Source organism: Isoptericola jiangsuensis, assembly GCF_048320105.1.
Taxonomy (GTDB): Bacteria; Actinomycetota; Actinomycetes; order Actinomycetales; family Cellulomonadaceae; genus Isoptericola; species Isoptericola jiangsuensis_A.
Window position 1 is genome coordinate 366,722 of the sequence record NZ_CP182942.1, and the last position, 21,456, is coordinate 388,177.

Consider the following 21,456-nt stretch of genomic DNA (forward strand, 5'->3'; position numbering starts at 1 on the left):
GCCGGCGCCGGGGCCGACCGGGGGGATCACTTCAGGACGTAGATCACCAGGAACAGCGCGATCCACACGATGTCGACGAAGTGCCAGTAGTAGGAGACCACGAGACCGGTGGTGACCTCGTGGTGCGTGAACCGCTTGGCACGGAACGACCGGCCGAGCAGGAAGAGGAAGGCGATCAGGCCGCCGATGACGTGCAGGCCGTGGAAGCCCGTGGCCAGGTAGAAGACCGAGCCGTACGCGCTCGAGGAGATCGTCAGCCCGTGCTCGACGAGCTCGGCGTACTCGAAGATCTGGCCGGACACGAAGAAGGCGCCCATCAGGTAGGTGAGCGTCATCCACTCGTTCATGCCCCACTGCTTGACCTGCAGCAGCGTTCCGGTGCGGGCCGGCTGGAAGCGTTCGGCGGCGAACACCCCTGCCTGGCAGGTGAAGGACGAGAGCACCAGGATCGTGGTGTTGATCAGGGGGAAGACCAGCGTGACGTGGTCGGCCTGGGCGGCCCACTCCTCCTCCGGCATCACGGAACGCACCGTGAAGTACATGGCGAAGAGGCCCGCGAAGAACATGAGCTCGCTCGCGAGCCAGACGATCGTCCCGACCGAGACAGGGTTCGGTCGGTTGACGGTCACGTGCTGGTGGGCGTGGGGGGCTGCAGCCGTTGCGGTCGACACATCAGCCATTATGGCGGACATGGGGCGGCTTCGAGGACCCGAAGCGGGTGGTTGGTGGAGATCGTGACCACCGAAACTGCAGAATCCCGCCACCGAGCGGGATGTTGATGACGCATCTGCACACAGTGCCAGGAAAAGACCACGCCGCCGGGCTGACCGAGGTGACGGACCTGTGCCACGATGCCACCAAACGTCTGCGAAAGGGATGCTCGATGACGACCGGCCCGCGAGTCCTGCTCTACAGCGACGACCACACCGTGCGCGAGCAGGTGAGGCTCGCCGTCGGACCTCGCCTCGGTGCCGGGGCACCGGACATCCGATGGACGGAGGCGGCCACGGCCGCCGCCGTCGTCAGCGCGGCCGAGGGCGGACGGTTCGACCTGCTCGTGCTCGACGGCGAGGCCGACAAGGCCGGCGGCATGGGCCTGTGCCGCCAGCTCAAGAACGAGATCTACGACTGCCCCCCGGTCCTGGTGATCACCGCGCGCCGCGACGACGCGTGGCTGGCGTCGTGGTCCCTGGCGGACGGTGTCGTGTCCCGCCCCTTGGATGCGCTCACCCTGCAGCAGGCGGTCGTGGACACACTCGTCCCCGTGGCCTGACGTCCGACGACGACCCGAGGCCTCGCGTCGCGGGAGCGGCGCCCACCACCACGCACCGAAGAGGATCCGCCGTGCTCGACATCGACCCCACATCGTCCACCTGGCCCGGCCTGCTCACCGCACTGGTGGCCGGCGACGACCTGTCCTCCGGGCAGACGGCGTGGGCCATGGACCAGGTGATGTCCGGGGAGGTGCCGTCCACCCGTCTCGCCGGGTTCCTCGTGGCGCTGCGGGCCAAGGGCGAGACGGCCGACGAGCTCACGGGGCTCGCGGAGGCGATGCTCGCCCACGCGGTGCGCATCGAGGTCCCGGGCCGGTCGGTCGACCTGGTGGGCACGGGCGGCGACCGGCACCACACCGTCAACATCTCCACCATGGCGGCCGTGGTGGTCGCCGGTGCGGGCGTGCGCGTCGTCAAGCACGGCAACCGGGCGGCGTCGTCGTCCTCCGGTTCCGCGGACGTCCTCGAGGAGCTCGGGGTGCGGCTCGACCAGCCGGCCGACCGGGTCGCGCAGATCGCGCACGAGGTCGGGATCACCTTCTGCTTCGCCGGGATGTTCCACCCGTCCATGCGGCACGCCGGCACGGCCCGCAAGGAGCTCGGCATCGCGACGGCCTTCAACTTCCTCGGTCCCCTCACCAACCCGGCGCAGCCGCGGGCGACGGCGGTGGGCTGTGCGGACGCGCGCATGGCGCCGCTCATGGCGGGCGTGCTCGCCGGGCGCGGGACCGACGCCCTCGTGTTCCGGGGCGACGACGGCCTGGACGAGCTGGCGGCGACCGGTGGGACGACGGTGTGGCAGGTGTTCGACGGTCAGGTGGTCGAGGAGCGGTTCGACGCCGTGGAGGACCTGGGGCTGCGACGGATCGAGATCGCGGACCTGCGGGGCGGTGACGCTGCCCGCAACGCGGTGGTGGCCCGCGACGTGCTCGCCGGCGACGAGACCGGTGCCGTCCGTGAGACGGTCCTGCTCAACGCGGCGGCGGCGCTGGTCGCCGACGGGGGCCTTCCCGGCACCGGGGAGGGCGCCCTCGTCGAGCGGCTGGCCGCCGGGGTCGAGCACGCGGCGCGCAGCATCGACGACGGTGGCGCCCAGGACGTGCTCCACCGCTGGGTCGCGGCGACGAACGCGTGAGGACGACCGCTCAGTCGTCCAGCCCGAGCGCGAAGGCCTGCTCCAGGTCGACCTTGGAGTAGGCGCGGAAGGCGATGAGGGTCTCGGTGCGCACCACGCCCGGGACCTTGCTGATGCCGTCGGCGATGACGTCGGCGAGCTGGTCGTGCTCGTGCACGCGGATCATCGCCACGAGGTCCGCCTTGCCGGTGACGGAGTACACCTCGCTGACGCCGTTCAGGTCGGTGACCTGTGCGGCGACCTCGGGGATGCGTTCGGGGGCGGTGTCGATGAGGACGATCGCGGTCAGCATGCCGTCATCGTATCGACGCCTGCGCTCGCCGCACGGTCGGGGGTGACGGCGTGCGCGACGCTGTCGGCGACGTACCGGAGGTCGGTGCGCCCGACGGCGGAGCGCACCGGGCAGGTCCAGGGGTCGCTGACCCGCACGAGCCGGACGTCAGGAGCATCCAGCCACGCCAGCACGATCTCCGCCTCCTCGGGGTGGCACGCCGGTGCCGGAGCGTTCGGGGCCTCGACGACCTCGGCGGTGGCCAGCAGGGAGTGGATCAGCGGCCACGGGTCCTCCTCGGGCGGGCTGACGGCGGTGGCCGCCAGCCGGGCGTGCCGGACGACGACGACCTCCCAGCCACCGACCGGCGTCGGACGTGCGGCCACGAGCTCCCGGCAGCGACTGAGGGGGTCGAGCCGTTGGGAGCGGGCGGCCGCGCGCACGAAGGCGCGCAGACGGGCGGTCACCTGCCCGGCCTCCTCGTACCGCTCCTGCGCGGCGAGCCGGGCGACGCGCTCCGAGAGCGCCCGCTCGACGGCCCCGGGGTCACCGGTCAGGGCCGTCGTCGCGGCGTCGACGGCCTGCCTGTACGACTCGTCCGGCGCGTCGGTGGCGGTGCACGGTGCGCTGCACCGGCCCAGACCGGCCAGCGCGCAGGGGCTGCGGCGGTCCCGGGCGACGAGGGGGAGGCGCTGGGTGCACTGGCGCAGGGGGAGGGCGTCGTGCAGGGCTGCGACGGCGTCGTTGGCCGTCCGGCGTGAGGTGAACGGGCCGATGTGCGGCACGTCGCCGCGGACGTCGGTGACCACGGAGAGCCGGGGGTAGGGCTCGTCGGTGAGACGTACCCAGGACTGGCGCTCGGGGTGCTTGGAACGGCGGTTGTAGCGGGGGGCGTGCTCGGCGATGAGGCGCAGCTCGCGGACCTGCGCCTCCAGCGGGGTCGCGCAGACGACCGGGGTCACCGACTCGGCGATGCGCACCATCTCCGCCATCCGACGGCGCTTCTCGGCCGCTGTGAAGTAGGAGCGCACGCGCTGGCGGATGTTCGTCGAGGTGCCGACGTAGAGCACCTCGTCACCCGGCCCGCGGAAGAGGTAGACGCCGGGCGCGGACGGCAGGTGGTCGGCCAGCGGCGCCTTGCGCCGGACGTCGGCCGGCACCGGGTCCGAGGCGGTGGCGAGGTCCTCGAGATGAGTGACCCCCAGCGGGGCGAGGCGCTCGAACAGGCCGTGCAGGACGTCGACGGTGGCACGCGCGTCGGCGAGGGCACGGTGCTCCGGAGAGGTCCGGGCACGGAAGAGGGTCGCGAGGGTGGCGAGCTTGTGGTTGCGGGCCTCGTCGCGGGTCACGACCCGGCGCGCGAGGGGCAGGGTGTCCACGACGGGGAACCCCGGCCAGGTGTAGCCCAGCTCCGCGCACGCCGCCTTCAGGAACCCGATGTCGAAGGGTGCGTTGTGGGCGACCAGGACGCTGTGGTGCGCGAACTCCAGGAAGCTGGGCAGCACCAGGTCGATCTCGGGTGCCGTGGCGACCATCGCGGTGGTGATGCCGGTGAGCCGGGCGACGAAGGCGGGCACGGGTCGGCCCGGGTCGACCAGGGACTGGAACTCACCGAGCACCTGCCCGCCGCGCACCTTGACGGCCCCGATCTCGGTGATGCCGGCGTCGTCGGCGCGGCTGCCGGTGGTCTCCAGGTCGACCACGACGAAGGTGACGTCCCGCAGCGGGGTGCCCAGGTCGGTGAACGTGGGCTGGACCGCGGAGACTGCTGGCCCGACCGCCGTCGTGCTTGTCGACATGGCCGGGACGGTAGTCGGGGGCACCGACACCGTCCCGGCCCGGGACGTCAGCCTGCGGACTTCTGCCGGGTGTCGACGTACAGCTCGTCGATCTCGTCCGCGAAGTCGGCGACGAACACGTGCCGACGCACGCTCTGCTTGGGGGTGAGGTAGCCGTTCTCGACGGTGAGGTCACCGGGCAGGACGGTGAACTTGCGGATCGACTCGGCCTTGGAGACGGCCTGGTTGGCCCGCGTGACGGCGGCGTCGAGCGCGGCCAGCACGTCGGGGTCGTCCTTGGCCTGCGCGGTGGTCAGCTCGCCCTTGCCGTGCATCGCGAGCCAGCCCGGCAGCCCTTCGGCGTCGAGCGTGATCAGGGCGCCGATGAACGGACGGTTGTCGCCCACCACGACGCACTGGCTGACGAGCGCGTGCGCCCGGATGCGGTCCTCGAGGAACGCCGGGGCGACGTTCTTGCCGCCCGCGGTCACGATGATCTCCTTCTTGCGCCCCGTGATCGACAGGAAGCCGTCGTCGTCCAGCTTGCCGAGGTCACCGGTGCGGAACCACTCGCCGTCGAACGCCTCGGCCGTGGCCTCGGGGTTCTGGTGGTAGCCGCGGAAGACGTGGATGCCCTTGAGCTGGATCTCGCCGTCCTCGGCGATCCGGACCGCGCAGCCGGGCAGCTGCTGGCCGACGGACCCGATCCGGTTCGCGTCGGGGCGGTTGACGCTCGTGGGCGCCGTCGTCTCCGTGAGCCCGTAGCCCTCGAGCACGGTCAGGCCGATGCCGCGGAAGAAGTGCCCGAGGCGCTCGCCGAGCGGGCCACCGCCGGACACGGCCCAGCGTGCCTGGCCGCCGAGCGCGTCGAGCAGCTTGCCGTAGACGAGCTTGCCGGCCACCGTGTGCTGCACGTTCAGCCAGAAGGACGGACCGCCCGTGTCCTGTGCTCGCGACCACTCGATGGCGGTGGCGGCGGCCCAGTGGAAGATCTTCAGCTTGCCGCCGGTGGCGGCCTTCTGCTCGGCCGAGTTGTAGACCTTCTCGAAGACGCGCGGCACGGCCAGCAGGAACGTCGGCTTGAACGCCCCGAGGCCGTCGGTGACCGTCTTGAGGTTGTCCCAGTGCCCGAGGACGCTGCCGCCCGCGATGGCCAGCACCTCGATGAACCGGGCGAAGACGTGGGCCAGGGGCAGGAACAGCAGGGTCCGGCCGCCGCTGGAGAAGACCTCCGGGACCGCCTTGACCGCGTTCGTGGTCAGGGAGGCGAAGTTCCCGTGGGTGAGCTCGGCACCCTTGGGGCGGCCCGTGGTCCCGGAGGTGTAGATGATGGTGGCGACGTCGTCGAGGCCGGCGAGCGCGCGACGGCGCGTGATCTCGGCGTCGTCGACGTCCACGCCCGCGGCGACGAGGGTCTCGATCGCGCCGTCGTCGATCGAGAGCACCTCGCCGAGGGCGGGAGCCGCCGTCCGGGACTGCTCGACGACGGTGACCAGCTCGGCGTTCTCCGCGACGACCAGCTTGACCCCGGCGTCGGACACGATCCACTCGACCTGCTCGGGCGAGGAGGTCTCGTAGATCGGCACGGGCACGGCGCCGGCGGCCCACGCGGCGAAGTCGAGCAGCGTCCACTCGTACCGCGTGCGCGACATGATCCCGATCGGGTCGCCCGGCTGGATGCCGTGGGCGACCAGTCCCTTGGCGACCGCGACGACCTCGGCGTCGAACGCGGCGCCGGTCATCGGCTCCCAGCGGCCCGACACCGACCGTTCGATCATGGTGGCAGAACCGTTCTTGGCGACGCGGTCCGTGAGGACGTCGTTGAGGTTCGACGTCAGGGGCAGCTCCACGAGCGGTGGAGTGAAGATCTCGTCCATGCTGGCTCCAGTGGCAGGGCTCGTCCGGTGGGCGTCACGATACCGGGTCGCAGGGGTGCTCCAGGCCACGTCGCCCCGGGCACCCGGTTCACCGCGGGCGTCGGGCGCGGGCTCCTCGGCGACCGCGACGAGAGCGGCGACCGACCGGGCGCCGGACCGACGACATCACCCGCGGTCACCCGCGGTCACCTGGTGTCACCTGGTGACCGCGGTGTGTGCGAGCGCCGGTGTGGTCGGTAGGCTGTGGCTCGGCGTGCCGAGGCGCGCTTCCCTGCGTCGGTGCGGCGGTCAGCTCCGCTCGGCGTCCCTCGAACGATCGTGAGGTCTGACGCATGCACGCCATCGGAGTCGACATCGGTGGAACCAAGATCGCCGTCGGCGTCGTGGACGAGTCCGGGAAGATCCTGGCGAAGGTGCGCCGCGAGACCGTGGCCGACGACGTCGCCGACATCGACCGCGCCATCGCCGAGGCCTGCAACGAGCTCGTCAAGGACTACGAGGTGAGCGCCATCGGCCTCGCCGCCGCCGGGTTCGTCTCCCCGGACCGGACGTCGGTGCTCTTCGCGCCGAACATCGCCTGGCGCGAGTACCCCCTGGCCCAGCGCGTCGGCGACCTGCTGGACGTCGACGTGCCCGTGGTGGTGGAGAACGACGCCAACGCCGCCGGGTGGGCGGAGTTCCGATTCGGGGCGGCCAGCGAGGCCACCGACATGATCATGCTGACGATCGGGACCGGGCTGGGCGGCGCCGTCGTCGTCGACCGCGAGCTGGTGCGGGGCAAGTGGGGCGTCGCGGCCGAGCTCGGCCACATGCGGGTCGTGCCGGGCGGGCACTACTGCGGTTGCGGCCACGAGGGCTGCTGGGAGCAGTACGCCTCGGGCACAGCCCTGGTGCGTGACGCGCGACGCGCGGCCGTGGCGTCCCCGGAACGCGCCGCGGCGCTCCTGGCACTGGCCGGTGGGAACGCTTCCGCGATCACGGGCCCGCACGTGACCGAGGCGGCCCAGGGCGGCGACGCGCTGGCGGTCGAGCTGCTGGCGACGCTGGGCCGGTGGATCGGGGAGGGCGCGGCCTCGGTGGCGGCCCTGCTGGACCCGGAGCTCTTCGTCATCGGCGGCGGTGTCGGGGAGGCGGGCGACCTCCTGCTGCTGCCCGTCCGCAACGCGTACGAGGCGCAGCTCTCCGCGCTGGGTCACCGTCCGACGGCGCAGATCGAGCTGGCCAGGCACGGCAACGAGGCCGGCATCGTCGGTGCCGCGGACCTGGCCCGGCGCTGACGGCCGGCCCGTGACGGACGGTCAGACGACGGCGCCCGGGTCGTGGTCGTCGGGGTCGCGGCGGTGCGGCATCCGCCAGACGAGCACCCCGACGCTGGCGACGAACGCCGTCCCCGCCGTGGGGGCGATCCACGACGGGGCCGTCAGCTCCGGCATCCAGGCGCGGGCGATCACCCACAGCACGGCCAGCACCGGGACGGCCACGACGACGGTCCACGTGAGCGTCGCGAGGGGGTCGCGGTGCGCCACCGGCTCGGGCACCGGAGGCACGAAGTGCGACTCCGTCTCGTCCCACGCCTCCTCCTCGGGCGTGAGCGGACGGTCGCGCGGCCCGCTCGCCCGGACCTCCCCGTGGGTGACCGACGGGTCGGCGGGTGGCTCGGGCGGCAGGGGCGGCCCGGAGGTGGTGGGACCCGTCTGCTGCGGAGGTCCGGTCTCGGCCGACCTGCCGGCCTGCTCCACGTCACCGAGACGTGCGACGATGTCGGACCAGCGGGCGTCGACGTCCGCGTCCGGGAGGTCGTCCGGTTCCGCGTTCCGGTCGGGTGAGGCCATGAGGCCACTCTATTGTCGTCGACGGAGTCTCGAGGAGGACCGTTGTTCTACTGGGTGATGAGGCACGTGCTGGCGGGGCCGTTGCTCCGGCTCGCGTTCCGACCCTGGACCCGTGGCGTCGAGAACCTGCCCGAGTCGGGCGGGGCGATCCTGGCGAGCAACCATCTGGCGGTCATCGACTCCTTCGTGCTGCCCATCGTGCTGGACCGTCAGGTGAAGTTCCTCGGCAAGTCCGACTACTTCACGGGTCGTGGCGTGCGAGGACGTGTCGTGGCGGGGTTCATGCGGGGGGTCGGCACGATCCCGGTCGACCGGTCGGGCGGCAAGGCCAGCGAGGCGGCCCTGAGGACCGGCCTGCGCGTGCTGTCCGAGGGTGACCTGTTCGGCATCTACCCCGAAGGCACCCGCAGCCCCGACGGGCGCCTGTACCGCGGCAAGACCGGGGTGGCCCGCCTCGCGCTCGAGTCCGGGGCTCCCGTGGTGCCGGTGGCGATGATCGGCACCGACGTCGCCCAGCCGCTGGGTCGTGTCATGCCCAAGCCGATGCCGATCGGTGTGGTCTTCGGCGAGCCGCTCGACTTCAGCCGCTACCGTGGCATGGAGGGCGACCGCTTCGTGCTGCGTGCCGTGGCCGACGAGATCATGTACGCCATCCTTCGGCTCGGCGAGCAGGAGTACGTCGACGTGTACGCCGCGACCGCCAAGGCGCGGATCGCGCAGGGTCTGCCGGTCGACGTCACCCCCGGCACGCCGTCGGCGGCTCCGGTGGCTCCGGTGGCTCCGCCGTCGGACCGGACGGGCGGACCCTCGCAGCCGGCGGCCCCCACGGGCGAGGCCCCCACGGGCTCCTCCGCACCCGACGCCTGAGACGGGGCGCAGGAGCCGCCCGCGGCCTCATAGGATGGGACCGCTCCATCCCCCAACGAGAGGTAGCCCCCTCATGTCGGTCCGTCGTGTCGCCCTGCTGACCGCCGGTGGTTTCGCCCCCTGCCTGTCCTCGGCGGTCGGTGGTCTCATCGAGCGCTACACCGAGCTCGACCCCTCGATCGAGATCATCGCCTACCAGTACGGCTACCACGGCCTGCTCACCGGCACGAAGATCGAGATCGACGCCGAGGGCCGGCGCCAGGCCGGCGTCCTGCACCGCTTCGGCGGTTCGCCGATCGGCAACTCGCGCGTCAAGCTGACCAACGCCGCCGACTGCGTCAAGCGGGGTCTCGTGGCCGAGGGGCAGGACCCGCTGCACGTCGCCGCCGAGCAGCTCCAGGCCGACGGCGTGGACGTCCTGCACACCATCGGTGGCGACGACACGAACACCACGGCCGCCGACCTGGCCGCCTACCTCGCCGAGAACGACTACGACCTGACCGTCGTGGGCCTGCCCAAGACGATCGACAACGACGTCGTCCCCATCCGCCAGTCGCTCGGCGCCTGGACGGCGGCCGAGGAGGCCGCAGGTTTCGCGGCCAACGTCATCGGCGAGCACCGCAGCGGACCGCGGATGCTCATCGTGCACGAGGTGATGGGACGCCACTGCGGCTGGCTGACTGCCGCCGCCGCGCTCGAGTACCGCAAGTGGTTGGACGCCCAGGAGTTCGCGCCGGCGCTCGGCCTGACGCGCGAGCGCTGGGACGTGCACGCCGTGTTCCTGCCCGAGCTCGCGCTCGACATCGACGCCGAGGCCGAGCGCCTCAAGGCGATCATGGACGCTCAGGGCAACGTCAACATCTTCCTCTCCGAGGGCGCGGGCATGCACGAGATCGTCGCGCAGCTCGAGGCGTCGGGCGCCGAGGTGCAGCGCGACCCGTTCGGTCACGTCAAGCTCGACACGATCAACCCGGGCCAGTGGTTCGCCCAGCAGTTCGCCGAGAAGCTGGGGGCGGAGAAGGTCATGGTGCAGAAGTCGGGCTACTACTCGCGCGCCGCCGCCGCGAACCCCGAGGACCTGCGTCTCATCAAGTCCATGACGGACCTCGCGGTCGAGTGCGCGCTGCGCGGCGAGTCCGGCGTCATCGGCCACGACGAGGAGGACGGCGACCGCCTCAAGGCGATCGCGTTCCCGCGGATCGCCGGCGGCAAGGCGTTCGACGTCCACACCGAGTGGTTCGGCGAGCTGCTGGCCGGCATCGGCCAGCCGCTGGTCCCGGCCGCTCCCGCCGCGCACTGATCGGGGCGGGCAGCATGAGCACCGCGGTCGACGCCGTCGCGCCCGGGACGGACCCCCAGGGTCTGGACGCCTTCCGTGGCCTGCCGGCGCTCCAGCAGCCGGCCTGGCCGGACGCCGAGGCCCTGGAGGACGTCGCCCGGCGGCTCTCGGTGGCGCCGCCGCTCGTGCTGCCCGCCGAGATCGACCGCCTCACCGACCGCCTCGCCTCGGCGGGGCGCGGTGAGGCGTTCCTGCTGCAGGGCGGGGACTGCGCGGAGACGTTCGCCGACGCCAACGCGACGCGCATCCGCAACAAGGTCCGCACCATCCTGCAGATGGCGGTCGTCCTGACGCACGGGGCGAGCACGCCCGTGGTCAAGATGGGTCGTCTGGCGGGCCAGTACGCCAAACCACGGTCGTCCGACACCGAGACGCGCGACGGGGTGACCCTGCCGTGCTACCGCGGCGACATGGTCAACGGCCACGCCTTCACGCACGAGTCCCGCACGCCCGACCCGGAGCGTCTCGAGCAGGCGTACCGGATCTCCTCGGCGACCGCGAACATCGTGAACGCCTTCACCCGGGGCGGGTACGCGGACCTGCGTCGGGTGCACGAGTGGAACCGCGGGTTCATGCAGAACCCCGCGTACGCCCGCTACGAGCGCACGGCCACGGAGATCGACCGTGCCATCCGCTTCATGGACGCCTGCGGCGCCGACTTCGACGCGCTGCGCACGGTCGAGTTCTACCTCAGCCACGAGGCGCTCATCCTCGACTACGAGCGCGCGCTCACCCGGGTCGACTCCCGCTCAGGGCGTCACTACGGCACCAGTGCGCACTTCCTGTGGATCGGGGAGCGCACGCGCCAGCTCGACGGCGCCCACGTGGAGCTGCTGTCCCGGCTCGCCAACCCCGTCGGGGTCAAGCTGGGGCCGACGACGACGCCGCAGGCCGCCATCTCGCTGGCGGAGCGGCTCAACCCCGACAACGTCGAGGGACGGCTGACGTTCGTCACCCGGATGGGTGCGGGCCGGGTGCGGGACGTGCTGCCCGACGTCGTCGAGGGTGTCACGGCGGCCGGCGTCGCCGTCACCTGGGTCACCGACCCGATGCACGGCAACACCATCACCTCGGACAGCGGGTTCAAGACCCGCCGGTTCACCGACGTGCTGGACGAGGTCACCGGGTTCTTCGAGGTGCACCGGGCCTTGGGCACGGTGCCCGGCGGGCTGCACATGGAGCTCACCGGCGACGACGTCACCGAGGTGCTCGGCGGCAGCGAGGAGATCTCCGACGAAGGGCTGGCGGAACGCTACGAGACCCTCGTGGACCCGCGGCTCAACCACCAGCAGTCGCTCGAGACCGCCTTCCAGGTGGCGCAGATGCTCACCACACGGTGAGCGTCACCGTGCTTCCCTCCGGGGCCTCACCGTCGGTGTCCTGGAACCGCACGGTGTCGAGCAGCCCGCCGAGATAGCGGTTGACGTCGACCTCGAAGCCCGCCTCGGTGAGCTCGTCGGTCGCCGCCTGCTCCGACATCCCGACGACGTCGGGGACGGCGACGTCGCGCGGTCCGGCGGACAGGGTGAGCGTCACGGTGTCGGTGCGGTGCGCGTCGGTGCCCTGCTCCGGGTCCTGGGAGAGCACGTGCCCCTCGGCGACCTCGGTGGAGTGCTCCTCGTCGGCGTACGCGACGTCCAGGCCCGCCTCGGCGAGGTCGTCCTCCGCCTCGCCCTTGCTGCGACCCACCACCTGGGGGACCCGCACGGGGGCCGGCCCGTCGGACACGGTCAGGACCACGTCGGTGTCGTGGCGCTGCACCGACCCGGAGGCCACCGACACGTCCAGGACCTCGCCGGACGGCGCCGCGTCGTCGTAGGTGCCCTTGACGTCCGGGGTGCGGAACCCGGCGGAGCGCAGGGCGGCGGTGGCCTCGGCCTGGTCGAGACCGACGAGGTCGGCGGGGACCGTGAGCATCTCGACACCGAGGGAGACGACGAGCGTGACCACGCCGTCGCGCCGGACGTCCTCGCCCGGGGCCGGGTCGCTGCTGACCACGTCGCCGGCCGCGACGTCGTCGTGGTAGGTGTCCTGCATCCTGCTGTCGAGCTCCTGGGCGTCCAGCGCGGCCTGGGCGTCGTCGGCCGCCTCGCCGACGACGCCGGTGGGGACCGTGGTCCACGCACCCGGACCGGCGGTGTACCACCACCACCCGCCGACGCCGGTGCCCAGCAGCAGGACGAGCACCGAGATCCAGGTGACGGCCTGGCGGCGGCGCGACGGGCGCCGGGGCGACTGCGACGCGTCGAGCGTCTGCGTCGGCGAGGTCACCAGGTGCTCGGTGTCGTGGCCGGCGGGGGAGACGTCGGAGAAGAAGGCGGCGGGGATCGCGTCGACGGGGTCCGCGGAGTCCAGGGAGACGGCGTCGTCGGCGCTCCCAGCGGCCTCGTCCGCCGCGGTGCCCGGTGCGCTGTCGGGGGACTCGTCGGCCGCGTCGTCCCCGACCGGACGGACCGGAGCGTCGGCGGCGCGGTCCAGGACCTCTTCGTCCAGCCCGGCGCGCACGGCGCGCAGGGCCGCGAGCGCGGACCCGGCGTGGGCGGGGCGCTGCTCGACGAGCCGGGCGGTGAACGACGCGACGAGCTCGTCGAGCTCGGTCGGGATCCAGTCGACCTGTGCCGACGGCGGCGGCAGGTCCTCGTGGACGTGCCGGAACGCGACCTGCACGGGGGTCTCGCCGGCGTAGGGCAGCGCCCCGACGAGCATCTCGTGCAGCAGCACGCCGACGGCGTAGACGTCGGTCGCGGGGGAGCACCCGCCGGACGTGATGACCTCGGGGGCCAGGTAGGCGACCGTGCCGAGGATGGTGCCCGTCGCGGTCGAGGTGACCTCGGTGACGGCGCGGGCCAGACCGAAGTCGGCGACCTTGACCGGTCCGTCGTCGGCGATGAGGACGTTCTCGGGCTTGACGTCGCGGTGCACCAGGCCGACACGGTGCGCGGCAGCCAGGGCCGCGAGCACCTGGTCGGCGATGTCGAGGGCGCGGCCCACGGACAGCGGGCCCCGGTGCAGCTCGGCACGCAGGTTGTGCCCGGGCACGTACTCCATCGTGAGGTAGCTGGTCTCGCCGTCGACGCCCTGGTCGAACACGGACACCACGCCGGGGTGCGACAGCCGGGCCGACGCGCGTGCCTCGCGCCGGAAGCGCGAGACGAAGCTGGCTCCGTCGACGCCGTCGGCCAGGTGGGGGTGCATGATCTTCACCGCCACGTCGCGGCCGAGGCGGCGGTCGCGGGCGCGGTAGACGGTGGCCATGCCGCCCCGGGCCACGCGCGCCACGATCTCGTACCGCCGGTCGACCAGGCGGCCGAGCAGAGGGTCAGTCGTCGTGGTGGCCACGCACGGAGTCTATTTGGCGCACCGAGGTTCGTGGTGCAGGCACGGCGGACTAGGCTCGTGTCGTGAACGACATCGCGCGCGAACCCTCCCTGGACGACCTGGTCGGCTCCTGGCTGACCCTTCCCGACGTGGCGGAACGGCTCGGCACGGAGGTGGGCCGGGTGCGCGGGCTCGTCGCCTCGGGCCACCTGATCGGTGTCAAGCGCGGGCAGCGGACGACCTTCCAGGTCCCGGCGGACTTCCTGGTGGAGTCCGACGGCGCCGTGGAGGTGCTGGAGACGCTGCGCGGCACCCTGACCCTGCTGGGTGACGCCGGCTTCGCCGACGACGAGGCGCTGCGCTGGCTCTTCAGCGACCAGGAATCCCTCGGCACCACCCCGGTGGCGGCGATGCGGGCCGGTCGTCGGGCGGAGGTCCGCCGGATCGCGCAGGCCCTGGCCTGATCAGGCGCGGCGGTCGACCGCCGCGCGGGCGAGGTCGCCGAGGGTGGCCCGGCCCGCGTCGTCGAGCGCGGCCTCGTCGAGCGCGTCGAGCGCCCCGTCGGCCAGCACCTCGATGAGCGCCTCGACGCCGTCCAGGGCCCCGCTGGCGACGATGACCTCGCGCAGCGCGGCGACGTCCGACTCCGTGAGGTCCTGGTCCCCGAGGCTCTCGTCGACGAGACGCCGGCCGGCGTCGTCCGCCCCGGCCAGCGTCCGGGCGACCAGCACCGTGTGCTTGCCCTCGCGCAGGTCGTCGCCGGCAGGCTTGCCCGTCACCGCGGGGTCGCCGAACACGCCGAGCACGTCGTCGCGCAGCTGGAACGCCTCGCCCAGCGGCAGGCCGACCGCGCTGATCGCCTTGACGGCGTCGTCGTCCGCCTCGGCCAGCACGGCACCGAGGGCGAGGGGACGCTCGACGGAGTAGCGGGCGGACTTGGCGCGCAGGACGTCGCGGGCACGGGCCTCGTCGCCGGCGGGGTCGACGCCCCACGGCTCGGCCTGCACCAGGACGTCGAGGTACTGGCCGACGACCACCTCGCTGGTCATGGCGTCGAAGAGGTCGCGGGCGTCCCGGGCCACGTGGCCCGGCAGCAGGTCGAGCGCGCGGGCCGTCTCGCGGTGCGCCGCGACGAGGCAGAGGTCGCCCAGCAGGATCGCCACCGCGGTGCCGAACCGTTCGGGGTCGCCGGACCATCCCTGGTCGACGTGGCGCGCGGCGAACGCACGGTGCGCCGTGGGGCGGCCGCGCCGGGTGTCCGAGGCGTCCATCACGTCGTCGTGCAGGAGCGCGGCGGCCTGGAAGAGCTCCAGCGCGGCCCCCATCCGGACCGCGGCGTCGCGGAGCGGACCCGTCGCGGGGCCGCCGTGCGCCCGGAACGACCAGTAGCAGAACGCCGCACGCAGACGCTTGCCGCCCTCGAGCAGGCTCGCGACCTGGTCGATCATGGCTTCGGTACCCCGCCCGGTGGCGGCGACCTCCCCGGCGAGCCGATCCAGGTGGGAACGCAGGGCGGAGTCGACGTCGTGGCGGAGGTTCTCCCGGTCGACCAGGGAAGCAGCAGGCATGACGACCAGCCTAGGCGGTGGCGCCCCGTGCTCGACGGCGGCGCGCACGGCTGCGCACCGCCTGCCGTCGACGTGCCGTCAGCCGTCCTCGGGGCGTTGCACGACGCCGGAGATCGTCACGAGCCTCAGCTCGCCGTCGTCGAGCACCCCGAGGTGGACCGACTCGAACCGCGGGTCCTTCTTGCCCTTCGTGCGCGTGTACGCGGTGTAGGTGGTCAGGTCCGACGGCGACATGTCGTCCGGGTCCGCCGCCGTGAACCCGGCGTCCGCGAGGCGCTCGGCGTAGACCTCCACGACGTCGTCCACCGGCAACGGGGTGGCGAGGTTGAGCGAGACCTCCACCAGGTCGTCGTCGCGGGGGACGGCCGAGCTCGCCAGGACCGTCATGTCGTCGGGGGCGGCCAGCAGGTCGGCCGGAAAACCGGGTGCGTAGTCACCGACCACGCTCTGCGGGTCGAACGTCGGCATCGGCGAGGCGGACGGCACGGCCGGGGCGGTCGACGCGGTGGCCCCAGCAGGCTCCGCCGCCGTGCCGTCCGACGTCGAGCACCCGGACATCCCGGCACCCAGCACGACCGTGGCCACGACCGTGACCACGACGGTGACGGCGGTCCGCGAAGCGGGAGGGGTCGGGTGCACGGAACCACCGTAGTGGTCCCTCGACGGCGCACGGTGGGTGTCGAGGGACCGTCCACAGATGTCCGTCGGCCCGCCCCGGGACCCGCAGGAGTCGGTGGGATGGGTCCATGACCGCGACATCCGGCGTCACCACGGCGCCCATCACGCTCCGCTCGCCGCACGACCTCCTGGCGAGCATCCCGTACCAGCTCGGCTTCCGGCCGACGGAGTCGGTGGTGCTCGCCTGCGTGACCCGACGACGCCGGCTCGACCTCGTCGCACGGGTCGGACTGGACGACCTCGAGCGCGACCCGGCGGGCGTGCTCGACACCCTGAGGCGCGCGGTCGTCCAGGTGGACCCGGCGATGTGCGCCCTGGTCGTCTACACGGCGCGCGCCGCACCGGACGTCGCCGGCCAGGTGTCCACGGTGCGCGACGCCGTCGGCCCGCTCGTCGAGCTCGACGAGTGGTTGGTCACACCCGAGGGCTACCGCGGGCTCGGCTGCACGGACGGCACCTGCTGCCCGGAGGCCGGGCACCCGCTGGAGACCCTGCGCTCCAGCCCGGCCGAGGCGGCCCACGTCCTGGCCGGGAGGTACGTCGCGGACAGTGCGGAGGAGGCCTTCCGGATCGACACCGCCGACCCCGCACCGCGCGGGCTCGCCGCGCGTGCCGCCCGGCGCAGCGAGGAGTCGCGCCACCGGCACGGCGGAGACGTCGACGCCGACCGCGCCTGGCGGCGCGACGCCCTGGCGGCCTGGCGTGCCGCGCTGCGCGAGTCGGCGCACACCTTCACCGTGCCCGACGCCGCGATCCCCGTGGCGCTGCTCGGCCGCGTCGCCGCCGCCCTCGACGACCGTCAGGTGCGCGACGCGGCCCTGCTCACCCTCGTCCCCGGGGGCGACGGGGCGGCGGACGCGACGATCGACCCGACGGCCACCGCCGACGCCGCGACGGCCCGGATGATGGCCGCCGTGACGGACCCCGGCTCTGCCGTGCGTCCCGACGACGAGCGGACGGAGGTCGCCGTGCACCTCCTGCAGCAGGTCGTCGCCCACGCGCCACGGCGCCTGGCGCCCGCGCCGTTGACGCTCCTGGCCTTCCTGGCGTGGTGGCAGGGAGACGGTCCGAGGGCGTCCCACCGGTTGACCCAGGTCCACCGGCTCGACCCGCGGTACCGCCTGGCGCTGCTCCTGGGCAGCGTGCTCACCGCCGGGCTCCCGCCCGGCTGGATCCGTGCGGAGGCCCACGCCCAGGAGCGGCCGGCCTGACCTCGGCACGCGGTGTCCGGTAGCGTGCGGTCATGGCGATCGTCGTGGGACATCTCAGCACCGTCGAGGGCAAGGAGGCGCTCGCGGCGGCCCTGACGGAAGCCCGCCAGCGCGACACGGACGTGGTGGTCGTCAGCTCGGGCGGCGAGACGCCGCAGGAGTCCGCCGCCCTCGCCTCCCACCTCGCGGACGCGGGCCTGGAGCACCGGGTCGTCGAAGGCACGGGGGACCTCGCCGACGACCTGGTGCGAGCAGCCTCCGAGTCGGGCGCCGAGCTCATCGTCATCGGGCTGCGGCGCCGCAGCCCTGTGGGCAAGCTCATCCTCGGGTCGGGAGCCCAGCGCATCCTTCTCGACGCGCCCTGCCCCGTGCTCGCCGTGAAGCCCTGAGGCGCCCAGAGCCCTGAGGCGCCGGTAGCCCTGGGACGGCAGGCCTCCGGCGCGGCACCGCCCGGTGGACGGTGCGAGGGAATAGGGCGCGGGTCGCGTCCGTTGTGACCTTGTCCACCCGGTCGGGATCGAGGAGGACGCGGCGCCGCAGCCGCGGTTCCGCCAGTCTTTCCGATGTCGCCGGTTACAATAGAGTGGTCCGCCGGTGCCGCGAACGATCCGACCAGCTCGGACCTCGGTCCTGACGGCGGTCCACCGTCCCCCCTCGAATGCCGAAAGGTCGGTTTGTGGCGTCCACTGCGCAGAACCCCCCGCTGCCCCGCGAGTTCGAACACCCGGCCCTCCAGGAGCTCTTGGCTCGTGGCACCGCGACCGGCCGCGTCGATGCGGAGAGCTTCCGGTCGGCGTGCGAGTCGGCGACCGTGGGTGACCCCAAGCGTCTGAAGGCCGTGCTGCGTGCCTTCGCCGGTGCCGGCGTCGACGTCGGCCTGCCCACCCTGACCAAGGTCGCGGCCGCTGCCTCCGGCAGCTCGGCCACCCAGGCCCGCGCCAAGGCGCCCACGGCACGCAAGACCGCCGCCGCGAAGGCCCCTGCCAAGGCCGAGCCCGTGACCGACGAGTCCGCGGCCGTCGACGAGCCGGCCGTCGAGGCTGCCGAGGAGTCCGCGCCCGCCGCCCGGTCGGCGGCCAGGAAGCCTGCGGCACGCAAGACCGCCGCGAAGCCCCGCACGGCCGCGGCGAAGACCACCAAGGCCACCAAGTCCGCACCCCAGAAGGCCGCCCCGGAACCGGACGGCGTGCCCGAGGACGACGAGGAGGCTCCGGAGCCGTCGCCGACGACGACCCGCAGCGCTCGTGGTCAGCGGGACGAGGAGGGTGCCGGGTTCGTCGTGTCGGACTCCGACGACGACGACCAGCCGGCCCAGCAGGTCGTCACCGCCGGCGCGACCGCCGACCCGGTCAAGGACTACCTCAAGCAGATCGGCAAGGTCGCGCTGCTGAACGCCGAGCAGGAGGTCGAGCTCGCCAAGCGCATCGAGGCCGGTCTGTTCGCCGAGGAGCGGCTCGCCCAGGACTACGCCGACTTCGACCGGTCGAAGGCCGACGCCGACGAGCGCCGGATGTGGCGGGACCTTTCGTGGATCGCCCACGACGGCAAGCGCGCCAAGAACCACCTGCTCGAGGCCAACCTGCGACTCGTCGTCTCGCTCGCCAAGCGCTACACGGGCCGCGGCATGCTGTTCCTGGACCTGATCCAGGAGGGCAACCTCGGTCTGATCCGCGCGGTCGAGAAGTTCGACTACACCAAGGGATACAAGTTCTCGACGTACGCCACCTGGTGGATCCGTCAGGCCATCACCCGGGCGATGGCGGACCAGGCCCGCACCATCCGCATCCCGGTGCACATGGTCGAGGTCATCAACAAGCTCGCCCGCGTGCAGCGTCAGATGCTCCAGGACCTGGGCCGTGAGCCCACGCCGGAGGAGCTGGCCAAGGAGCTCGACATGACGCCCGAGAAGGTCGTCGAGGTCCAGAAGTACGGTCGCGAGCCCATCTCGCTGCACACCCCGCTCGGCGAGGACGGTGACTCCGAGTTCGGTGACCTCATCGAGGACTCCGAGGCCGTGGTGCCGTCGGACGCCGTGTCGTTCACGCTCCTGCAGGAGCAGCTGCACCAGGTCCTCGACACCCTGTCCGAGCGCGAGGCGGGCGTCGTCTCGATGCGCTTCGGTCTGCAGGACGGTCAGCCGAAGACCCTCGACGAGATCGGCAAGGTCTACGGCGTGACGCGTGAGCGCATCCGTCAGATCGAGTCCAAGACGATGTCGAAGCTCCGGCATCCGTCGCGCTCGCAGGTCCTGCGCGACTACCTGGACTGACGGCGAGCCCGAACTCCGGGCCCACCGACGAGAGCCCCGCACCGACGACCGGTGCGGGGCTCTCGTGCGTGCGGCGTCGGACCGCTCAGGCGGGCCCGCGCGCCACCGACCAGCGAGCCGTCGGGTCGAGGACCCCGTGGGGGTCGACGCGTCGGCGCAGGGCGACGAGCCGGGCGTAGGTGGCGGCGCCGAAGGAGGACCGCACCCGCTCGGCCGAGACGGGGTCGCGCGGTCCCGCGAAGTTGAGGAGCGAGGCTCCGGTGGCCCACGGCGTCATGGCGTCGACCACGCGCCGCAGGTGGTCCTCGACGTCGGACGGCCCGCCGGGCGCCGGCACCGCTCCGACGAAGAGGCTGTAGGCGGCGTCCCGCCCGCCGACGGCGTTGGAGACCCTCGGGGGCCGGGTCGCGGCGCCGCCCAGGAGCCGGAGCTCGGCCAGGAGGACGGGCGAGCCGGCGGGGGTGGCGGCGAGGAAGGCGTCGACCGCCTGCTCCGGCAGGCTGTGCAGGGTGGCGCCCCGCTCGACGAGCGGCATCGGCTCGGCGGGGTCGGCGTGGACCTCGCCGATCCGTGCGTACGGCAGGTCCCCGACGGTGTCGAGGATCGGTGTCGCGGTGCGCCGCAGCTCGTCCACCAGAGGGTCCGGGGCGTCGAGAGCGCCGTGCCGGACGTAGCGGACCACCAGGACCGCCCTCCCGCGCAGCGGCTCGGGCAGGTGGGGCAGCGGCAGCAGGTCGATCCGGACCACCGAGGTGGACACCGACTCGGGCAGGGAGCCGACCAGCGCACGCCACCGGTGCAGCACGGCTGGGGCGTCGGCGACGTCGAACCACAGTGCACCCGCCCGCACGACCGCCAGCTCGAAGAGGTCGAACGTCATCGCCGTGACGACGCCGAACGCGCCGCCGCCGCCCCGCAGGGCCCAGAACAGGTCCCGGTGCCGGGTCGGCGAGGCGGTGACGACGTCCCCGGCAGGGGTGACGACGTCGAGGGAGCGCACGTGGTCCGCCGCGAACCCGAAGGTGCGGGCCAGGGGGCCGAGCCCTCCGCCCAGGGTGTACCCCACCACGCCGACGTCGGGTGACGACCCGCAGAGCCCACCCAGCCCGTACGGCGCCGCGGCGTCGAGCACGGCGCGCCACCGGACGCCGGCACCGATGGTGGCCGTACGCGTCTCGGGGTCGATCTCCAGACGGTTCATCTGCGAGGTGTCGAGCAGCACGTCCGCCGGGCCGGTGGGCGCGGCGCTGTGGCCCGTGGACCGGACCCCGACGCCGAGCCCGTGGCGGTCGGCGGACCGCAGGGCGAGGGCGACGTCGGCGGGGGAGGCGGCCTGCACCACGAGTCCGGGCCGGTGGACCAGCGCGAGGTTGAACCCGCCGAGCGCGGCCTCGTAGCCGGGGTCGCCGGGGCGGTGGACGGTGCCGCTCAGCGTGCGTTGGAGCTCGGTGGCGGCGTCCGCCGCTGCGGCGAGGTGCCGCGCGGCGTCGTCGTCGAGCGTGGTGGTGCCGGCGGTGGTGCTGGACGTCACGAGATCTCCCTCGGGTCGGTGGTGCCGCGTGGAGGGAGGGTGGGGGCGGTCGTTCGTGACGTCGGGTGCGGGTGAATCGCGGGTGGAGCACGAGAGCCCCGCACCGGTCGGTGCGGGGCTCTCGGGAACCTCGGGTGGCGGGCCTGGCCCGTCAGTCGGTCTCGGGCCGTGCCTGGCCGTGCTCGGCGTGGAGACGGTCGGTCTCGTCCTGCACGGACTGCGCGACCTCGCGGTACGCGTCGGCGTGGGCACGTGCGTGGTGGCCGCAGAAGAGGAGCTCTCCGACGGGCAGCACGACGCGGACGTAGGCCTGCGCCCCGCAGCGGTCGCAGCGGTCGGCAGCGGTCAGCGGCTGGGTCGTCGAATCTGTCGTCGTGGTCACGACACCATCAAACCATCTGCGGCCCCGGATGTTCCCGCCCGGGGGTCGGGGTTCGCTGCTGGCGATCAGCTCCCCGGGTCGCGGCGTCACCACGGGGCGGAGGGTCTGCGCGGTGGTGTCGCCGCC

General features: G+C 73.1%; 20 protein-coding genes. 10 read left to right on the forward strand and 10 right to left on the reverse strand.

Annotation, left to right across the window (positions count from 1 at the left end; translation table 11 throughout):
* Positions 1-26 precede the first annotated feature (26 nt).
* Complete coding sequence (locus ACNHYB_RS01700) at positions 27-680, reverse strand: cytochrome c oxidase subunit 3 (RefSeq protein WP_418276649.1); 654 nt, start codon at positions 678-680, stop codon at positions 27-29.
* A gap of 203 nt (positions 681-883) precedes the next feature.
* On the opposite strand from ACNHYB_RS01700, the gene ACNHYB_RS01705 reads away from it, so the two are divergent.
* Positions 884-1,273, forward strand: a complete 390-nt coding sequence (locus ACNHYB_RS01705; RefSeq protein ID WP_418276650.1) for a response regulator — start codon at positions 884-886, stop codon at positions 1,271-1,273.
* A gap of 80 nt (positions 1,274-1,353) precedes the next feature.
* On the forward strand, positions 1,354-2,409 hold the full coding sequence (gene trpD / locus ACNHYB_RS01710) for an anthranilate phosphoribosyltransferase (protein ID WP_418277966.1): 1,056 nt from the start codon (positions 1,354-1,356) through the stop codon (positions 2,407-2,409).
* Between the two features lie 10 nt (positions 2,410-2,419).
* Here trpD and ACNHYB_RS01715 read toward each other — a convergent pair whose 3' ends face one another.
* The 3 genes from ACNHYB_RS01715 to ACNHYB_RS01725 are packed head-to-tail and all read right to left on the reverse strand — an operon-like array spanning position 2,420 to position 6,335.
* On the reverse strand, positions 2,420-2,701 hold the full coding sequence (locus tag ACNHYB_RS01715) for an Lrp/AsnC family transcriptional regulator (protein ID WP_418276651.1): 282 nt from the start codon (positions 2,699-2,701) through the stop codon (positions 2,420-2,422).
* Entirely contained in the window at positions 2,695-4,479 is a 1,785-nt protein-coding gene (locus ACNHYB_RS01720; RefSeq protein WP_418276652.1) for a DEDD exonuclease domain-containing protein, read from the reverse strand. Before ACNHYB_RS01720 ends, ACNHYB_RS01715 begins: the two co-directional genes overlap by 7 nt.
* Before the next feature lie 47 nt (positions 4,480-4,526).
* Positions 4,527-6,335, reverse strand: coding sequence for an AMP-dependent synthetase/ligase (locus tag ACNHYB_RS01725; RefSeq protein WP_418276653.1), 1,809 nt, complete (start codon positions 6,333-6,335; stop codon positions 4,527-4,529).
* A gap of 332 nt (positions 6,336-6,667) precedes the next feature.
* On the opposite strand from ACNHYB_RS01725, the gene ACNHYB_RS01730 reads away from it, so the two are divergent.
* On the forward strand, positions 6,668-7,612 hold the full coding sequence (locus ACNHYB_RS01730) for an ROK family glucokinase (protein WP_418276654.1): 945 nt from the start codon (positions 6,668-6,670) through the stop codon (positions 7,610-7,612).
* Between the two features lie 21 nt (positions 7,613-7,633).
* On the opposite strand, the gene ACNHYB_RS01735 is transcribed toward ACNHYB_RS01730, so the two are convergent.
* Positions 7,634-8,167, reverse strand: a complete 534-nt coding sequence (locus tag ACNHYB_RS01735; RefSeq protein WP_418276655.1) for a hypothetical protein — start codon at positions 8,165-8,167, stop codon at positions 7,634-7,636.
* A 57-nt stretch (positions 8,168-8,224) separates the two neighbouring features.
* Between ACNHYB_RS01735 and ACNHYB_RS01740 the strand changes: the two genes are divergently transcribed.
* The 3 genes from ACNHYB_RS01740 to ACNHYB_RS01750 all read left to right on the forward strand — a co-directional run bounded on the left by ACNHYB_RS01740 (position 8,225) and on the right by ACNHYB_RS01750 (position 11,713).
* Positions 8,225-9,034, forward strand: coding sequence for a lysophospholipid acyltransferase family protein (locus ACNHYB_RS01740; protein WP_418276656.1), 810 nt, complete (start codon positions 8,225-8,227; stop codon positions 9,032-9,034).
* Between the two features lie 73 nt (positions 9,035-9,107).
* On the forward strand, positions 9,108-10,334 hold the full coding sequence (locus tag ACNHYB_RS01745; protein WP_418276657.1) for a pyrophosphate--fructose-6-phosphate 1-phosphotransferase: 1,227 nt from the start codon (positions 9,108-9,110) through the stop codon (positions 10,332-10,334).
* A 14-nt stretch (positions 10,335-10,348) separates the two neighbouring features.
* On the forward strand, positions 10,349-11,713 hold the full coding sequence (locus ACNHYB_RS01750) for a class II 3-deoxy-7-phosphoheptulonate synthase (protein ID WP_418276658.1): 1,365 nt from the start codon (positions 10,349-10,351) through the stop codon (positions 11,711-11,713).
* Here the strand turns inward: ACNHYB_RS01750 and pknB are convergent.
* Positions 11,700-13,712, reverse strand: coding sequence for a Stk1 family PASTA domain-containing Ser/Thr kinase (gene pknB / locus ACNHYB_RS01755; protein ID WP_418276659.1), 2,013 nt, complete (start codon positions 13,710-13,712; stop codon positions 11,700-11,702). The two genes, ACNHYB_RS01750 and pknB, sit on opposite strands and share 14 nt — an antisense overlap.
* A 62-nt stretch (positions 13,713-13,774) precedes the next feature.
* Here pknB and ACNHYB_RS01760 point away from each other — a divergent pair, with 62 nt between their 5' ends.
* Complete coding sequence (locus ACNHYB_RS01760) at positions 13,775-14,155, forward strand: Rv2175c family DNA-binding protein (RefSeq protein WP_418276660.1); 381 nt, start codon at positions 13,775-13,777, stop codon at positions 14,153-14,155.
* Here the strand turns inward: ACNHYB_RS01760 and ACNHYB_RS01765 are convergent, their stop codons facing one another.
* Both ACNHYB_RS01765 and ACNHYB_RS01770 read right to left on the reverse strand, forming a co-directional pair.
* The gene (locus tag ACNHYB_RS01765; protein ID WP_418276661.1) at positions 14,156-15,259 is read right to left on the reverse strand and encodes a polyprenyl synthetase family protein; all 1,104 of its coding nucleotides are present in this window, start codon (positions 15,257-15,259) and stop codon (positions 14,156-14,158) included. It lies immediately after the preceding gene.
* A 78-nt stretch (positions 15,260-15,337) separates the two neighbouring features.
* Entirely contained in the window at positions 15,338-15,898 is a 561-nt protein-coding gene (locus ACNHYB_RS01770) for a hypothetical protein (RefSeq protein ID WP_418276662.1), read from the reverse strand.
* 107 nt (positions 15,899-16,005) lie between these two features.
* On the opposite strand from ACNHYB_RS01770, the gene ACNHYB_RS01775 reads away from it, so the two are divergent.
* From ACNHYB_RS01775 to ACNHYB_RS01785, 3 genes are all read left to right on the forward strand, one after another.
* Positions 16,006-17,148 carry a DUF4192 domain-containing protein gene (locus ACNHYB_RS01775; RefSeq protein ID WP_418276663.1) on the forward strand — a complete coding sequence of 381 codons (1,143 nt, stop codon included), beginning with the start codon at positions 16,006-16,008 and terminating at the stop codon, positions 17,146-17,148.
* 32 nt (positions 17,149-17,180) lie between these two features.
* Complete coding sequence (locus ACNHYB_RS01780) at positions 17,181-17,537, forward strand: universal stress protein (RefSeq protein ID WP_418276664.1); 357 nt, start codon at positions 17,181-17,183, stop codon at positions 17,535-17,537.
* Positions 17,538-17,824: 287 nt separating this feature from the next.
* On the forward strand, positions 17,825-19,417 hold the full coding sequence (locus ACNHYB_RS01785) for an RNA polymerase sigma factor (protein ID WP_418276665.1): 1,593 nt from the start codon (positions 17,825-17,827) through the stop codon (positions 19,415-19,417).
* Between the two features lie 85 nt (positions 19,418-19,502).
* Here the strand turns inward: ACNHYB_RS01785 and ACNHYB_RS01790 are convergent, their stop codons facing one another.
* The gene (locus ACNHYB_RS01790; RefSeq protein WP_418276666.1) at positions 19,503-20,948 is read right to left on the reverse strand and encodes an FAD-binding oxidoreductase; all 1,446 of its coding nucleotides are present in this window, start codon (positions 20,946-20,948) and stop codon (positions 19,503-19,505) included.
* A 151-nt stretch (positions 20,949-21,099) separates the two neighbouring features.
* Positions 21,100-21,330: a DUF7455 domain-containing protein gene (locus tag ACNHYB_RS01795; RefSeq protein WP_418276667.1), complete on the reverse strand. Its 231-nt coding sequence runs from the start codon at positions 21,328-21,330 to the stop codon at positions 21,100-21,102.
* Positions 21,331-21,456: the final 126 nt, after the last annotated feature.

Coding starts and splice junctions, on each gene's coding strand:
- ACNHYB_RS01700 (WP_418276649.1), bottom strand. CDS start 680: ATGGCTGATGTGTCGACCGCAACGGCTGCAGCCCCCCACGCCCACCAG.
- ACNHYB_RS01705 (WP_418276650.1), top strand. CDS start 884: ATGACGACCGGCCCGCGAGTCCTGCTCTACAGCGACGACCACACCGTG.
- ACNHYB_RS01715 (WP_418276651.1), bottom strand. CDS start 2,701: ATGCTGACCGCGATCGTCCTCATCGACACCGCCCCCGAACGCATCCCC.
- ACNHYB_RS01720 (WP_418276652.1), bottom strand. CDS start 4,479: ATGTCGACAAGCACGACGGCGGTCGGGCCAGCAGTCTCCGCGGTCCAG.
- ACNHYB_RS01725 (WP_418276653.1), bottom strand. CDS start 6,335: ATGGACGAGATCTTCACTCCACCGCTCGTGGAGCTGCCCCTGACGTCG.
- ACNHYB_RS01730 (WP_418276654.1), top strand. CDS start 6,668: ATGCACGCCATCGGAGTCGACATCGGTGGAACCAAGATCGCCGTCGGC.
- ACNHYB_RS01735 (WP_418276655.1), bottom strand. CDS start 8,167: ATGGCCTCACCCGACCGGAACGCGGAACCGGACGACCTCCCGGACGCG.
- ACNHYB_RS01740 (WP_418276656.1), top strand. CDS start 8,225: ATGAGGCACGTGCTGGCGGGGCCGTTGCTCCGGCTCGCGTTCCGACCC.
- ACNHYB_RS01745 (WP_418276657.1), top strand. CDS start 9,108: ATGTCGGTCCGTCGTGTCGCCCTGCTGACCGCCGGTGGTTTCGCCCCC.
- ACNHYB_RS01750 (WP_418276658.1), top strand. CDS start 10,349: ATGAGCACCGCGGTCGACGCCGTCGCGCCCGGGACGGACCCCCAGGGT.
- ACNHYB_RS01765 (WP_418276661.1), bottom strand. CDS start 15,259: ATGCCTGCTGCTTCCCTGGTCGACCGGGAGAACCTCCGCCACGACGTC.
- ACNHYB_RS01775 (WP_418276663.1), top strand. CDS start 16,006: ATGACCGCGACATCCGGCGTCACCACGGCGCCCATCACGCTCCGCTCG.
- ACNHYB_RS01780 (WP_418276664.1), top strand. CDS start 17,181: ATGGCGATCGTCGTGGGACATCTCAGCACCGTCGAGGGCAAGGAGGCG.